Here is a 14,698-nt window from a genome sequence, read left to right on the forward strand (position 1 = left end):
CGGCGACTTCGTCGGGCATGGCCGCGTGCGCACGGTGCCGGAACGGGACGCTGCGATGCAGCACGTCACCATGCGTGGCGATGGCTTTGCCGGGGCAGGCGGTGTCCAACGCGCGCCGCTGGCGTCAAAATGGGCGTTCGCCCCGTCCGGTCTTGCGTATCACCGAACGAGCCACCATGGTTTGCGGCTGACCGATATCCGCCCCCGTCCAGGAAAGCATTTCCCCATGTCCGACACCCCCAAGATCATCTACACGCTCACCGACGAAGCGCCGTTTCTGGCCACGCAGTCGCTGCTGCCGATCGTGCAGGCCTTCGCCGGTACGGCGGGCATCGCCGTGGAAACGCGGGACATTTCTCTGGCCGGGCGCATCCTGTCGCAGTTCCCCGAGTCGCTGCACGACGACCAGCGCATCCCCGACGACCTCGCCGAACTGGGCGAGCTGGCCACCACGCCGGCGGCCAACATCATCAAGCTGCCCAACATCAGCGCCTCGGTGCCGCAGCTGAAGGCGGCGATCAAGGAGCTGCAGGCGCAGGGCTACGCGCTGCCGGACTATCCGGATGAGCCGCACGGCGACGTCGAGCTGTGGAACATCAAGTCGCGCTACGACAAGGTGAAGGGCAGCGCGGTGAACCCGGTGCTGCGCGAGGGCAACTCCGACCGCCGCGCGCCGGCCTCGGTGAAGAGCTACGCGCGCAAGCATCCGCACCGCATGGGTGCCTGGAGCAAGGATTCGAAGACCCGTGTGGCGCACATGGACGGTGGCGATTTCTACGGCAGCGAAAAGTCCGCCACGCTGGACAAGGCCGGCACGCTGAAGATCGAGCTGATCGGCAAGGACGGCGCCACCACCGTGCTGAAGGAAAAGGTGGCGGTGAAGGCCGGCGAGATCGTCGACGCCGCCGTGATGAGCCGCGCCGCGCTGGCGCGTTTCGTCGATGCCGAGATCGCCCGGGTGAAGGACGAGGGCGCGCTGTTCTCGTTGCACCTGAAGGCGACCATGATGAAGGTCTCCGACCCGATCATGTTCGGCGTGGTGGTGGGCGAGTTCTACAAGGACGCGCTGGCCAAGCACGCCGACGCGCTCAAGCAGATCGGCTTCGACCGCAACAACGGCATCGGTGATCTCTACGCGCGTCTGGGCTCGCTGCCGCAGGCGCAGCAGGATGCGATCAAGGCCGACCTCGCCGCCGAATACGCCAAGCGCCCGCCGCTGGCGATGGTCAATTCGGACAAGGGCATCACCAACCTGCACGTGCCGTCGGACGTGATCGTGGACGCCTCGATGCCGGCGATGGTGCGCGACTCCGGCAAGATGTGGAACGCCAAGGGCGAGCTGCAGGACACCGTGGCGCTGATCCCGGACCGCAGCTACGCCGGCATCTATCAGGCGGTGGTCGAGGACTGCAAGGCGCACGGCGCGTTCGACCCGGCCACCATGGGCTCGGTGCCCAACGTGGGCCTGATGGCGCAGAAGGCCGAGGAATACGGCTCGCACGACAAGACCTTCCAGGTGGAGAGCGACGGCACCGTGCGCGTCACCGACCAGGACGGCCGCGTGGTGTTCGAGCATGCGGTGGAAGCGGGCGACATCTGGCGCATGTGCCAGACCAAGGACGCGCCGATCCAGGACTGGGTGAAGCTCGCCGTCAGCCGCGCGCGCCTGTCGAACACGCCGGCCGTGTTCTGGCTGGACGCCGAGCGCGCACACGACGCGCAGGTGATCGCCAAGGTCGAGCGTTACCTCAAGGATCACGACACCGCCGGGCTGGACATTCGCATCCTGTCGCCGGAAGACGCCATGGCCTTCTCGCTCTCGCGCATCCGCCAGGGCGAGGACACCATCTCGGTCACCGGCAACGTGCTGCGCGACTACCTCACCGACCTGTTCCCGATCATGGAGCTCGGCACCAGCGCCAAGATGCTCTCCATCGTGCCGCTGATGGCCGGTGGCGGCCTGTTCGAGACCGGCGCGGGTGGTTCGGCGCCCAAGCACGTGCAGCAGTTCGTCGAGGAGAACTACCTGCGCTGGGATTCGCTGGGCGAGTTCCTCGCGCTGCAGGCCTCGCTGGAGTTCGTCGGCGACAAGACCGGCAACGCCAAGGCGAAAGTGCTGGCCAAGGCGCTGGACCGCGCCAACGGCCAGATTCTGGACAACAACCGCTCGCCGGCGCGCAAGGTCGGGGAGCTGGACAACCGCGGCAGCCATTTCTACCTCGCCCAGTACTGGGCGCAGGCGCTCGCCGCGCAGGACGAGGACGCCGCGCTCAAGGCCACCTTTGGCCCGCTGGCCAAGGCACTGGTGGAACACGAGGCGGCGATCCTGGCCGAGCTCAACGGCGCTCAGGGCAAACCGGTGGACATCGCCGGCTACTACCACCCGGATCTGGCCCGCGTGAGCGCGGCGATGCGCCCCAGCACCACCTTCAACCAGGCGCTGGCCGCGCTGGGCTGAGGGTTGACCGGTCGACCGAACGAGGGAGCGCCCGCCGGGCGCTCCCTTTTTTGTGCGGACGACCGCGGGCGGGGCGGGCGCTGCGGAACCGGCACTATCGTGGGGCGGTCCGAGCTGCTCCCGCCATGACCCAAGGACGTCTCATGCCCCTGCGCCTGCTCGCTGCCATTGCCCTCGTGCTGACACCCCTCGTGGTGCCGGCGCAGACCGCCGCGCCGGCCCCGGCCGGCAGCGTCACCCAGCTCGAGGCGGTCACCGTGAGCGGCGTGCAGCCGGGGCCCGGGCTGTGGCAGGTGCGCCGCGGCGACCACGTGCTGTGGATCCTCGCCACGCTGTCGCCGCTGCCCGAGAAGATGCAGTGGCAGACCGCCGAAGTGGAGCAGGCGATCGCCGGCTCGCAGGTGGTGCTTGGGGCGCCGACGGTGAAGATCGACACCAAGGTCGGCTTCTTCGGCAAGCTCTTTCTGCTGCCGTCGCTGTTCAGCGCGCGCAAGAACCCGGACGGCGCGAAGCTGGCCGATCTGGTCAGCGCCAGCGACTACGCGCAGTGGCAGGCGATGAAGGCGAAGTACATCGGTCGCGATAGCGGCATCGAGCGCTGGCGACCGCTGTTCGCGGCGCTGGAGCTGTACAGCAAGGCGGTCAAGAAGAGTGACCTGGACAGCAAGGCCAGCGTCTCCGACACGGTGCGCGAGCTGGCCAAGCGCCACGACATCCCGCTGACCAAGGTGGCCTACCACCTGCAGGTGGACGATCCGCGCGGGGCGATCAAGGCGTTCGCCCGCAGCGGTCCGAACGATCTGGACTGCTTCCACCGCGCCGTGACCGGGCTGGAGAGCGAGCTGCCGCTGATCCGCGCCCGCGCCAACGCCTGGGCCACCGGCGACATCGACGCACTGCGCACGCTGCCGCCCGACGGCGCGCGCGAGGCCTGCCTGGAGGCGATTACTGAAGCCGGCTTCGCCCGCCAGCTCGGCCTGAGCGACCTGCCCACCCGCGTGCGCGACACCTGGCTCGCCGCCGCTGACAAAGCCTTGGCCGAGTACCCCCAGAGCTTCGCCATGCTGCCGCTGGAGGCGTTGATCGGGCCGCGCAGCGCTTTGCCGCAGCTGCGCGCGCGTGGCTACACCGTCGTCGCACCCGACGACGTGCCTGCGGAGGACGGCGCCGACAATCCACCGGCCGGCGCCGGCAGCACGGCGCGCTGAGCCGGCACGCTACGCGCTGGCGCGATCCAGTGCGGCGATTTCTTCCGGCACCAGGTTGAGCTGTGCGGCGCCCATCAGCTCGTGCAGCTGCGCCACGCTGGTGGCGCTGGCGATCGGCGCGGTGATGCCGGGACGCGCCATCAGCCAGGCCAGGGCCACCTGCGCGGGCGTGGCGCCGTGTGCTGCTGCGACGGCGTCGAGCGCGGCGAGGATCTGCAGGCCGCGCGGGTTGAGGTACTTGCGCACCGCGCCTCCGCGCGACGCACTCTTGGCCAGATCCGCCTCGCTGCGGTACTTGCCGCTGAGAAAGCCGCTGGCCAGCGAGTAGTAGCTGATCACGCCGATTTCTTCGCGCCGCACCAGCGGCTCCAGCGCCGCCTCGTAGCCGGCGCGGTTGGCCAGGTGATATTCCGGCTGCACGCTTTCGTAACGCGGCAGGCCGTGTTCGCGCGACACCGCCAGCGCTTCGGCGAGGCGGTTGGCGGAGTAGTTGGAGGCGCCGATCGCGCGCACCTTGCCCTGTTCGAGCAGCCGTCCAAACGCACCCAGCGTCTCGGCCAGCGGCACGCTGGCGTCGTCCTCGTGCGCCTGGTACAGGTCGATGCAGTCGACCTGCAGGCGCTTGAGCGAACCCTCCACCGCCTGCTGGATGTTCACCGGCGACAGCCCCGGCTGCTCGCTCCATTTGGCCACCTTGCTGGCGATCACCACCTGCTCGCGCTTGCCGCTCTTCTTGAGCCACTTGCCGATGATCGTCTCCGACTCGCCGCCGCGGTTGCCCGGCACCCACGAGGAGTACATGTCGGCGGTGTCGATGAGGTTGAAGCCGGCGTCGACGAAGGCGTCGAGCAGCTCGAACGAGCGCGCCTCGTCGACGCTCCAGCCGAAGACATTGCCGCCGAAGGCGAGCGGGGCGATCGACAGCGGCGAGTGGCCAAGGGGACGCAGTTGCACGGAGCAGCTCCTCAGTTCGGGCGAAAGGGGCGAAGCATGCACCAGCGCGGGCAAAAGGCGCGTGATGCGCCCGCTCGATAACCCCGTTCAGTGCGGTGCCGCCAGCCGGGGCCAGGGCAGCAGGCGGCGCTTGGGCTGCGGCGCGGCCGCGTCATTGCACGGCGCGGCGGCCTGCTTCTGTCTCGCCGTGCTGCCGTCGTCCCGCCAGGGGAGGTCTTCGCGCCGTACCGGGTAGCCGTGGAGGGACAGCAGGTCGATCCAGATCGAGCTCATGGCGCGCTCCTTGAGGGGGTGGCGACTTGGGGAGCGCTCAAGGTACGCAGTTGGTTCAAGCGGCAAAAGCGATATATTCGCAAGCCAGCCTTGAGAGATATTCAAGATGGGAAAGCTCCCGCTGGACCTGCTGCGGCAGTTCGTATTGGTGGCGCGTGCAGGCAATCTGTCGCGTGCCGCGGCGCAGGCGAACCTCACCGTCAGTGCGCTCAGTCACCAGATGCGCCAGCTGGAAGAGCGACTGCAGCGACGGCTGCTCGACCGGGGCCCGCGCGGCGTCAGCCTGACCACCGACGGCTGCAGCCTGCTGGAGGCGGTCGGCGAGCATCTGGACGGCATCGAGCACGCGTTGACGCGCTACCACGCCCGCCACGACGACGAACTCACCATCAGCGCCAGCCCCGGCATCATGTCCGGCTGGCTGGTGCCGAGGCTGCCGCGCCTGGTGGCGGCGCATCCGGAGCTGGAGCTGACCATGCAGTCGGGGTCGGCGCTGGTCGACTTCCGCCGCGAGTCGGTGGACGCCGCACTGCGTTACGGGCGCGGCCAATGGGAGGGCCTGCACAGCGAGCGCCTGTTCGGCGAATGGATCGCGCCAGTGGCCTCGCCCGCGCTGGTGGCGAAGATGGCCGGCGCCGATCCGAACGACCTCAGCGGCTGGCCGTTGCTGGGCGATCCCAATCCGGCCAACCGCTGGCGCGACTGGTTTGCGCGTTACGGCGGCGAGCTGCCGCACCGCTACGTGGCCCACTTCAACAGCTTCGAGGCGCAGCGCCACGCCGTGCTGGAGGGCATGGGCGTGGCCATGGGACGGATGGTGATGTCGCGTTCGCTGGTGGATGCCGGCCTGCTGGTGGTGCTGGGTGAGCGCTACCTGCCGGTGCAGGACGCGTACTGGCTGGTGTACCCGGCGCGCTCGCGCGAGCACCGCGGCCTGCAGGTGTTCCGCGAATGGCTGCTGGCGGAAGCTGCGGCCTATTGCCGCCAGATGCCACAACCGGAGCCGGTGGAAGAACCCTAGGCGCGCCGCCGGTTAACATGCTCGGCCCGCTTGTCGCATCGAGGAAAACACCATGAAGTCACGCGCCGCCGTCGCCTGGGAAGCAGGCAAGCCGCTGAGCATCGAACAGGTCGACGTCCAGGGACCGAAGGCCGGCGAGGTGCTGGTGCGCATCGTCGCCACCGGCGTGTGCCACACCGACGCCTACACCTTGTCCGGCGCCGATCCGGAGGGCGCGTTCCCGGTGATCCTGGGCCACGAGGGCGGCGGCATCGTCGAGGAAGTGGGCGAGGGCGTCACCTCGCTCAAGGTGGGCGACCACGTGATTCCGCTGTACACGCCCGAGTGCGGCGAGTGCGAATACTGCCGCTCGGGCAAGACCAACCTGTGCCAGAAGATCCGCGTCACCCAGGGCAAGGGCCTGATGCCGGACGGCACCTCGCGCTTCTCCAAGGACGGCAAGACCATCCTGCACTACATGGGCACCAGCACGTTCTCCGAGTACACCGTGCTGCCGGAGATCTCGTTGGCCAAGATCAACCCGGCCGCGCCGCTGGACAAGGTGTGTCTGCTCGGCTGCGGCATCACCACCGGCATCGGCGCGGTGCTCAACACCGCCAAGGTGACCCCGGGCTCCACCGTGGCGGTGTTCGGCATGGGCGGCATCGGCCTGTCGGTGGTGCAGGGCGCGGTGATGGCCAAGGCCTCGCGCATCCTCTGCGTGGACATCAATCCATCGAAGTGGGAGATGGCCAAGGCGTTGGGCGCCACCGACTTCGTCAACCCGAAGGACTACCCGGACACGCCGATCCAGCAGGTCATCATCGACATGACCAACGGCGGCGTGGACTATTCGTTCGAGTGCATCGGCAACGTGCACGTGATGCGCTCGGCGCTGGAGTGCTGCCACAAGGGCTGGGGCGAGTCGACCATTATCGGCGTGGCCGGTGCCGGCCAGGAGATTTCCACCCGGCCGTTCCAGCTGGTCACCGGCCGCGTCTGGCGCGGGTCGGCGTTCGGCGGGGTGAAGGGCCGCAGCCAGCTGCCGGGGTATGTGGAGCGCTACATGAAGGGCGAGATCAAGATCGACGAGATGATCACCGAGGTGATGCCGCTGGAAGACATCAACCGCGCCTTCGACCTGATGCACGAGGGCAAGGTGATCCGCTCGGTGATCCGCTTCTGACTCGCCGCCGGCACTGCCGCCGGCCGCGGCGCTCGTCGTAAAATGCGCGCCTGCCGTCGATCGGCAGGCGCTACTCATTGCACGCCGGTTGCGGTTCTCCGCGGCCGGCGTCGTTGCATCACGATCCTGGGGTTTGCATGTCCGGCACTGCGTTTCTCGTCGACGGGGGCTTCTTCCTGGCCCGCTATCGCAAGGTGTGGAGCGATCGCGATCCGAACGACGCGCGCACCGTGGCCAAGACCGTGTTCGGCATGGCGCTGGAGCACCTCAAGGCGCTCGATCGCCCGCGCGAGGCGCTGTACCGCATCTTCTTCTACGACTGCCCGCCGCTGGATCGGGTGTTGGTCAAGCCGGTCAGCGGCGACAGCCTGGACTTCGGTCGCACCGGCGCCGCCGCATTCCGGCGGGATCTGCACGACCAGCTGCGCCGCCAGCGCAAGATGGCGCTGCGGCTGGGTCGGCTGGCCGAGCGCGGCGAGTGGCAGCTCAAGCGCAGTGCGTTCCAGCAGCTGCGCGAAGGTTCGCTGCGCTGGGAGGCGCTGGGCGACGAGCACTTCGAGCCGGACATGCGTCAGACCCAGGTGGACATGAAGATCGGCATCGACATCGCCGCGCTGGCCTACAAGAAGCAGGTCGACCAGATCATCCTGGTGGCCGGCGACGCGGACTTCATCCCCGCGGCGAAGCTGGCGCGCTACGAGGGCATCGATTTCATCCTCGATCCGATGTGGCAGGGCATCGCGCCGGATCTGCACGAGCACATCGACGGGCTGCAGTCGGTGTGTCCGCGTCCGTTCTGAGGGGCGGTACGTATCTGCACGTCGCCGTCACCCAGGCCGCGGCAGCGTGCGCGGCGGGGCAGACGCGGCGGGCGTCCATCAACAGGGAGTGCTTCATGACATTACGTTCCAAGACATCGCGGCGCTCACGCCGATGGCTGCCGCTGGCCATATGCGCACTGATGGCGGCCACGCCGCTCGCCGCGCAGACGCTGGCCGAAGCGGACGCGCTGGCGCAGGACCAGCCCACCGATCTGCTGGTGCCACCGACCAGCGCGCAGGATTTCACCGCCGCGCAGCTCGATAGCGTGATCGCCGGCAGCTGGCGCCCGGCCGCCGAGCGCGCCCGCGACCGCTATCGCCATCCCAAGCAGACGCTGCAGTTCTTCGGCGTGCGGCCGGACCAGACGGTGGTGGAGATCACCCCTGGCGCCGGCTGGTACAGCGCGATCCTGGCGCCCTTGCTGCGCGACAACGGCCAGTACATCGCCGCCGTATCCGCGCCGCCGCCGGGCAAGCCGGCCAGCGACACGCTGCAGCGCCGGTTCGCAGCCGATGCGGCCACCTACGGCAAGGCGACCATCGTCACCTTCGACCCGAAGGCGCCGGTGTTCGGCTCGCCCGGCAGCGCCGACGTGGTGCTGACCTTCCGCAACGTACACAACTGGGTGATGGCCGACACCGCGCCGGCCATGTTCAAGGCGTTCTTCGCCGTGCTGCGCCCCGGCGGCGTGCTGGGTGTGGTCGATCACCGCGCGGCCGACGGCACCTCGCTGGCGGCGGTGAAGGCGAGCGGCTACCTGCCCACCGCCAGCGTGGTGAAGCTCGCCAACGATGCCGGCTTCGCGCTGGAGGAGTCGAGCGAGATCAACGCTAATCCCGCCGACACCAAGGACTACCCCAAGGGCGTGTGGACGCTGCCGCCCACGCTTACGCTGGGCGATGTCGATCGGGCGAAGTACCAGGCGATCGGCGAGTCCGACCGCATGACCCTGCGCTTCGTGAAGCCGGACGCACCGGCACCCGCCTCCTCGGCGCATTGACCGACGGCTCGTGCTGATCGCGCTGAACAAGCCGTACGGCGTGCTGTGCCAGTTCACCGACGAGGCGGGCCGCCGCACGTTGGCCGACTACGTCACTCAGAAGGGCGTCTATGCCGCCGGCCGGCTGGATCAGGACAGCGAGGGCCTGCTGCTGCTCACCGACGACGGCGCGCTGGCGCACCGCCTCACCGATCCGAAGCACAAGCAGCCCAAGACCTACCTGGTGCAGGTGGACGGCGCGATCACCGACGAGGCGATTGTCGCCCTGCGCCGCGGCGTGGTGCTGAAGGACGGCCCTACGCTGCCGGCGGCCGCCGAGCATGCCGCCGAGCCGGACTGGCTGTGGCCGCGCGATCCGCCGGTGCGCTTTCGCCAGGCGATCCCCACCAGCTGGCTGCGCATCACGCTGCGCGAAGGCCGCAACCGGCAGGTACGCCGGATGACCGCGGCGGTCGGCTTTCCTACCTTGCGGCTGATCCGCGAGCGCATCGGTGCGTACGCACTCGACGATCTTGCATCGGGCCGGTGGCGGCGGCTCGACTGAGCCGGCATTGCGGTTCAGTCGTCCAGGGCAATCCCCAATTGCCGCAGTCCCGCGCGCCCCGGCGGCGTCAGCAGCAGGGCGCGTGAGCCGTCCTGGCGACGCAGCCAGTCGCGATGCAGCAGCTGATCGACGATCGCCACGCCGAGCGCGCCGCCGAGGTGCGGGCGGCGCTCGGTCCAGTCCAGGCAGCTGCGGCCCGAGAGGGAGGATGGCTTCATCGGATCGGGCAGCAGGCCGCCGCCCTGCATCGCCTCGCGGCCGGCGCCGGTGAGCCGCACCGCGTGCTCGCCCAGCTCGATCCACGCGCGCTCGCGCAAGCCCTGATAGAGCGTCACCCCCAACCGCCCGGCCAGATGGCCATAGCAGGTGCGGGCGAAGGCCAGCGGCTGCCCGCGCGGCGCCGGTGTGGGTGCGCAGGCCGGCGGTGAACGCAACAGCGGCAACGTCTCGAGCACCTGCACGACGCTGTCGTTGGCGATCCTGAAATAGCGGTGCCGGCCCTGGTTCACCACCTGCAACAGCCCACCTTCGACGAGGCGACCCAGGTGCGCGCTGGCGGTACTCGCTGCGATCCCGGCCATCCGCGCCAGCTCGCCGGCGGGCCGCGCACGACCGTCTACGAGAGCCAGCAGGATGGCGGCGCGCGACGGGTCGGCGAGCAGGCTGCCGATCTCGGCGAGCTGGTGGCGGGTGGGGCTGGCGTGCATGCGTGGATGCTAGCGCGCGGCCGGCGCCCACGTTTCGCCGTCCGCCGCAGCATCGGCGCGTGCCGCGACGCCAGAGTGGCGGTCATGCAGCCCTCGATTCCCGTGCGCACCATCCGCCCGAACTTCCTCTATTTCGGCACCCCGGTGCTGTTGATCGTTACCCGCAATGCCGATGGCAGAGCCAACATCACGCCGATGTCCTCGGCCTGGGCGCTGGCCGATCGCCGATCGCGTCGTGCTGGGTCTGTCCGAAGGTGGCCAGGGCCTGGCCAACCTGCGCCGCGAGCGCGAGTGCACGTTGAACGTGGTGGCCCCGGAACAGTGGCAGTCAGTGGAGGCGCTGGCGCCCACCACCGGATGTGACCCGGTGCCGAGCTGGAAAACCGGCTATCGCCACGTCGCCGACAAGTTCGCTCTGGCCGGGCTGACGCCGTCGCCATCGGAGCAGGTGGGTCCGCCCCGCGTCGCCGAGTGTCCGTTGCAGATGGAGGCACGCGTGACGGCGTGGCACGAACGACCGCTCGAGGCCTGGCAGGCCAGCGCGGGCGGCTTCGTCACGGTCGAGACAGAGGTGCTGCGGGTGCATGCGCACGAAGACATCGTCCTGACTGGCAGTGAGCACATCGACCCGCAGCGCTTCCGGCCACTGCTGTACGTGTTTCGCCACTACGTCGGCGGTGGACCGGCGCTGGGGCGCACCTTCAAGGCCGAGGTATAGCGCCGTCGCGCTCAGCCGGTGGTGGCCGCGAGCCCGAAGAATGCCTCGGCGGTGGCCGTGGTGTGCGCGGCCAGCAATTCGAACGGTTCGCCGCGGTCGCGCGCGATTTCCTCGGCGATGTGCCTGAGGTACATCGGCTCGTTGCGGCGGTGCGCCGGCAACGGGCGCACGGTGCGTGGCAGCAGGTAGGGCGCGTCGGTCTCGATCATCAGCCGGTTTGCCGGAATCGCTTTCACCAGTTCGCGCAGGTGGGTGCCGCGGCGCTCGTCGCAGATCCAGCCGGTGATGCCGATGTGGCAGTCCAGCGCGAGGTAGTCGCGCAGCGCCTCGGCGGTATCGGTGAAGCAGTGCACGACTGCGGCCGGCACCTTGTCGCGGTAGCGGCGCAGCAGGGCGATGAAGTCGCCGTGCGCGTCGCGCTGATGCAGGAACAGCGGCTTGCCCAGATCGGCGGCGATGCGCAGCTGGCGCTCGAACACCTCGCGCTGCACCTCGTGCGGCGAGTAGTTGCGGTGGTAGTCCAGCCCGGTCTCGCCCACCGCACGCACCTGCGGATGCGTGGCCAACTCGCGCAGCAGCGCGTCGGTCGCCTCGTCGTAATCCACTGCGTGATGCGGATGCACGCCGGCGGTGGCGTACAGCACCCCGGGGTGCGCCTGCGCCAGTGCCAACGCATCGCGGCTGCCGTCGCGGCTCGCGCCGGTCACCACCATCCGCGCCACGCCGTGCGACTGCGCGCGGGCCAGCACGGCGTCGAAGTCGTGGGCAAAGGATTCGTGGGTGAGGTTGGCGCCGATGTCGAGCAGCATCGCGAAGGGTCCGGGCGGGCAAAGCGAACATTCTCGCAAGCCCCGAGGCATCAGGCGACCCAACGGCGTTAACGCAAAAGATTGCGAATCCCCCATAGGCATCTTTCGAATTGTTGCAGGCAACGCTGCGCTGTTAGCGTCCATCGAGGCGTCAAATTTTTGACGCTCCCCGGTATGTGCATGCCGGGTAACGCTTTTTCATCGATCCGATCGGTGCGGCAACGAGCCTGGCGCCGAGGGGGAAGGCTTGCCTGTTGGCGGGCGCTCGGATCGCTGAAGGGCACGGGGTCCATCGCTACGGGCACATCGTCAGGCAGAGACAGGGGATTGCGGTTGCCAACCGCAACAGGAAGTCGCGACTTCCAGCTTCTCCCCGTCGTACGGGCCAAGGCTCCGTCTCCGGCGATGACCAAAACGGGAGAACGCAGGATGTTCAGACAACCTTGGTGGTGTGCGTGCTTGGCGATTGCCGGCACATTGTTCTGCGGTAGCGCGTGTGCTGCCCAGCAGTCCAGGAGCGCGGCGCCGGCGAAAGCCGGTTCGGCCAATCGGGCAGTGGTGTTCCAAGGCGTGCAGGTCGCGATCGATCCGGCCACTGGCCGCCTCCGCGAACCCACCGCCGCGGAACGCGAGGCGCTCAGTCGGGCGATGCTGCAGAAGCGGGCGGCAGACGCGGTCAAGCCGCTGGCTGCTGGAGAGCGTCCGCGAAACGCCGCCGAGGCGAGGGCGACGCTCAAGGTCCGCCGGGCCGGACGCGTCGGGATGTCCATGCAGGTTCCCGAAGACCAGCTCAACTATCTCGAGGCCACGCGCAAGGCAGATGGCACGCTGGATGTCCATCACCGGGGTGACGCCAAAACGAACACCGGTGCGAAGGAGGTGACGCGATGAGCCGCCGCAACCTTCTTTGCACGGCGCTGCTTGTCGCCGGCCTGCTGCAGACCGGCGCCGCCGTCGCTGGCGCGGATATCGTCATCGTCAACCAGGACGTTGGCACTGGCCAGGGTCTGGACGACCACACCCCGGCTGCGCCGGTGGGCGGCAACCCCGGTACCACGCGGGGCGAACAGGCGCTGATCGTCTTCCAGTTCGCCGCCGACCTGTGGGGTGCCGTCCTGCAGAGCAATACCAAGATCATCAACACGGCGACGTTCCAGCCGCTGTCGTGCAATGCGACGTCGGGCGTGCTCGGCTCGTCCGGAACCAACTACATCTTCACGTTCAATCCGGGCTCGACCCTGCCTCACGGCGCGATTGCCGACACCTGGTACCACTCGGCGCTCGCCGATGCCCTCGCTGGCACCGATCTCGCCGTCGAGAACGATCTGCCACCGGATACGCCTGACATCGTCAGCCGCTTCAACGGCAAGCTCGGTTCCACCGGTTGCCTCGAGGGCTCGGCCTGGTACTTCGGCCTCGACGGAAACACGCCTGCCGGCTACATCAACTTCCTCGATGTGGTTACCCACGAGATGGCCCATGGCCTGGGCTTCTCCGGCTTCAACGACCTGTCCACCGGCCAGCAGAATCAGGGCCAGCAGGACATCTATTCGGTGTTCGTGAAGGACGACAGCACCGGCAAGATGTGGACAGCCATGAGCGATGCCGAGCGTCAGACGGCCGCACTGGATGATGGCCACCTGGTCTTCACCGGCGCGACCGTCAAGGCCGAGGCGCCGCTGGCACTGACGGTGCCGGTGACGTTCCAGGCCACTGCGCCAGCGGATGTGGCGGGCTCCTATGCCTACAGCGCCGCGACCTTCGGACCGGCCCCGTCCCCAGCCAATCTCGACGGCGACGTGGCCGTGCCGGGCGGTGATCCGCAGGGCTGCAACGTGGCCGGTGCCCCCGCTCCGGTTGCGGGTGTCTCGGGCAAGGTGGCGCTCATCGACCGCGGCAGCTGCGCGTTCACCGAGAAGGCCGTCAATGCGCAAGCCGGCGGCGCGACGGCCGTGGTCATCGTCAATACCGACGACACCGGCATCATCCCCAGCGGCGATGCGCCGTCGGTGACGATCCCGGTTATCGCAGTGACGCATTCGACCGGAGTCACCTTCCGGTCGAAGGTCCCGGGTCTCCATGTCGCGATGGTGCAGGGCTCCGGGCTGGCCGGTGCCGATGCCGACGGCAACGTGCAGTTGTATGCCCCGACCACGCTCGCCCAGGGGTCCTCGTTCTCGCATTACGACACGCGGCTCACGCCGAATGCGGTCATGGAGTACGCGATCAACGATGACCTCGAGGCCAACCTGGACCTCGACCTCACGCCAGCTCTGTTCAAGGACATTGGCTGGGTGGTCAATCGCGGCAATCAGTCGCTGCTGGACTGCGACACCGGCGTGCCGACGAGCCAGCCCGGCGGCGTGATTGTCGGGGCCAACCTCTACGGCAACGCCAGGGTGCTGGCATCCGCTGCCGCAGACGTCGGCGGTTATCGCCAGGCGATTCACGACTACCTCGACGGACTGGCCGGCCAAGGCCTGCTCACTGCTGATGAGTACAACTCCGTGGAGCAGTGTCTCTCGGACGACCAGACCCAGGCCCAGTTCGATGCCTGGGGCGGCGAGGGCGGTGGCGATGGTGGCAGTGGCGATGCCATTGCGCTGACCAACGGCGTCGCGTTGACCGGCCAGGCCGGTGCGGCCGGAGCCCAGACGGTCTACGCGATCGACGTCCCTGCTGGCGCTCGCGCACTTCGGCTGAGCACCTTCGGTGGAACCGGCGACGTCTCCCTGTACATCAAGGTGGGATCGCCCGGTGGTACCGGTGACTTCGACGCCAAGTCGGCACATCGAGGAAACAACGAGTCGTTCGTCAGCACCCGGCCGGTGGCCGGTACCTATTACGTCACGGTGGTGGGCGAACGCGCCTACAGCGGCGTGAGCGTGCTGGCTTCGTTCGTCGGGGGCCACTGACCGCAGTACCCGAAGCAACAAGCCCTGCCTCCGTCTGGGGGCAGGGTGCGGGGCGGGCATGCCGCCGGCTGGACGGACTCCAGGCGTATTGCGTCCGTCGTCCA

General features: G+C 68.6%; 14 protein-coding genes. 10 read left to right on the forward strand and 4 right to left on the reverse strand.

Annotation, left to right across the window (positions count from 1 at the left end):
* The first annotated feature begins 226 nt into the window (after window positions 1–226).
* Window positions 227–2,458: an NADP-dependent isocitrate dehydrogenase gene (locus ACQVBX_RS16140; RefSeq protein WP_431635354.1), complete on the forward strand. Its 2,232-nt coding sequence runs from the start codon at window positions 227–229 to the stop codon at window positions 2,456–2,458.
* Between the two features lie 143 nt (window positions 2,459–2,601).
* Complete coding sequence (locus ACQVBX_RS16145) at window positions 2,602–3,666, forward strand: TraB/GumN family protein (RefSeq protein ID WP_431635355.1); 1,065 nt, start codon at window positions 2,602–2,604, stop codon at window positions 3,664–3,666.
* 9 nt (window positions 3,667–3,675) lie between these two features.
* Here ACQVBX_RS16145 and ACQVBX_RS16150 read toward each other — a convergent pair whose 3' ends face one another.
* Together ACQVBX_RS16150 and ACQVBX_RS16155 are read right to left on the reverse strand one after the other, a co-directional pair.
* The gene (locus ACQVBX_RS16150; RefSeq protein WP_431635356.1) at window positions 3,676–4,620 is read right to left on the reverse strand and encodes an aldo/keto reductase; all 945 of its coding nucleotides are present in this window, start codon (window positions 4,618–4,620) and stop codon (window positions 3,676–3,678) included.
* 87 nt (window positions 4,621–4,707) lie between these two features.
* Window positions 4,708–4,893, reverse strand: a complete 186-nt coding sequence (locus ACQVBX_RS16155) for a hypothetical protein (protein ID WP_431635357.1) — start codon at window positions 4,891–4,893, stop codon at window positions 4,708–4,710.
* A gap of 106 nt (window positions 4,894–4,999) precedes the next feature.
* On the opposite strand from ACQVBX_RS16155, the gene ACQVBX_RS16160 reads away from it, so the two are divergent.
* The 5 genes from ACQVBX_RS16160 to ACQVBX_RS16180 all read left to right on the forward strand — a co-directional run bounded on the left by ACQVBX_RS16160 (window position 5,000) and on the right by ACQVBX_RS16180 (window position 9,445).
* Window positions 5,000–5,914 carry a LysR substrate-binding domain-containing protein gene (locus ACQVBX_RS16160; RefSeq protein WP_431635358.1) on the forward strand — a complete coding sequence of 305 codons (915 nt, stop codon included), beginning with the start codon at window positions 5,000–5,002 and terminating at the stop codon, window positions 5,912–5,914.
* Between the two features lie 52 nt (window positions 5,915–5,966).
* A complete protein-coding gene (locus ACQVBX_RS16165; protein ID WP_431635359.1) occupies window positions 5,967–7,079 on the forward strand; it encodes an S-(hydroxymethyl)glutathione dehydrogenase/class III alcohol dehydrogenase in 1,113 nt (370 codons plus the stop codon).
* Between the two features lie 137 nt (window positions 7,080–7,216).
* Complete coding sequence (locus tag ACQVBX_RS16170) at window positions 7,217–7,879, forward strand: NYN domain-containing protein (protein ID WP_431635360.1); 663 nt, start codon at window positions 7,217–7,219, stop codon at window positions 7,877–7,879.
* Window positions 7,880–8,040: 161 nt separating this feature from the next.
* Window positions 8,041–8,901: a class I SAM-dependent methyltransferase gene (locus ACQVBX_RS16175; RefSeq protein WP_431638217.1), complete on the forward strand. Its 861-nt coding sequence runs from the start codon at window positions 8,041–8,043 to the stop codon at window positions 8,899–8,901.
* 10 nt (window positions 8,902–8,911) lie between these two features.
* A complete protein-coding gene (locus tag ACQVBX_RS16180; protein ID WP_431635362.1) occupies window positions 8,912–9,445 on the forward strand; it encodes a pseudouridine synthase in 534 nt (177 codons plus the stop codon).
* A 14-nt stretch (window positions 9,446–9,459) separates the two neighbouring features.
* On the opposite strand, the gene ACQVBX_RS16185 is transcribed toward ACQVBX_RS16180, so the two are convergent.
* Complete coding sequence (locus tag ACQVBX_RS16185; protein WP_431635364.1) at window positions 9,460–10,152, reverse strand: ArsR/SmtB family transcription factor; 693 nt, start codon at window positions 10,150–10,152, stop codon at window positions 9,460–9,462.
* A gap of 235 nt (window positions 10,153–10,387) precedes the next feature.
* On the opposite strand from ACQVBX_RS16185, the gene ACQVBX_RS16190 reads away from it, so the two are divergent.
* Window positions 10,388–10,870: a flavin reductase family protein gene (locus tag ACQVBX_RS16190; protein ID WP_431635365.1), complete on the forward strand. Its 483-nt coding sequence runs from the start codon at window positions 10,388–10,390 to the stop codon at window positions 10,868–10,870.
* 11 nt (window positions 10,871–10,881) lie between these two features.
* Here the strand turns inward: ACQVBX_RS16190 and ACQVBX_RS16195 are convergent, their stop codons facing one another.
* The gene (locus ACQVBX_RS16195; protein ID WP_431635366.1) at window positions 10,882–11,679 is read right to left on the reverse strand and encodes a TatD family hydrolase; all 798 of its coding nucleotides are present in this window, start codon (window positions 11,677–11,679) and stop codon (window positions 10,882–10,884) included.
* Between the two features lie 459 nt (window positions 11,680–12,138).
* Between ACQVBX_RS16195 and ACQVBX_RS16200 the strand changes: the two genes are divergently transcribed.
* Window positions 12,139–12,570, forward strand: coding sequence for a post-PEP-CTERM-1 domain-containing protein (locus ACQVBX_RS16200; protein WP_431635368.1), 432 nt, complete (start codon window positions 12,139–12,141; stop codon window positions 12,568–12,570).
* Window positions 12,567–14,594 (forward strand): PA domain-containing protein, encoded by a 2,028-nt coding sequence (locus tag ACQVBX_RS16205; protein ID WP_431635370.1) that lies wholly within the window; start codon window positions 12,567–12,569, stop codon window positions 14,592–14,594. Before ACQVBX_RS16200 ends, ACQVBX_RS16205 begins: the two co-directional genes overlap by 4 nt.
* Window positions 14,595–14,698: the final 104 nt, after the last annotated feature.

It is taken from the genome of Dyella thailandensis (assembly GCF_050749815.1).
Lineage (GTDB): Bacteria > Pseudomonadota > Gammaproteobacteria > Xanthomonadales > Rhodanobacteraceae > Dyella_A.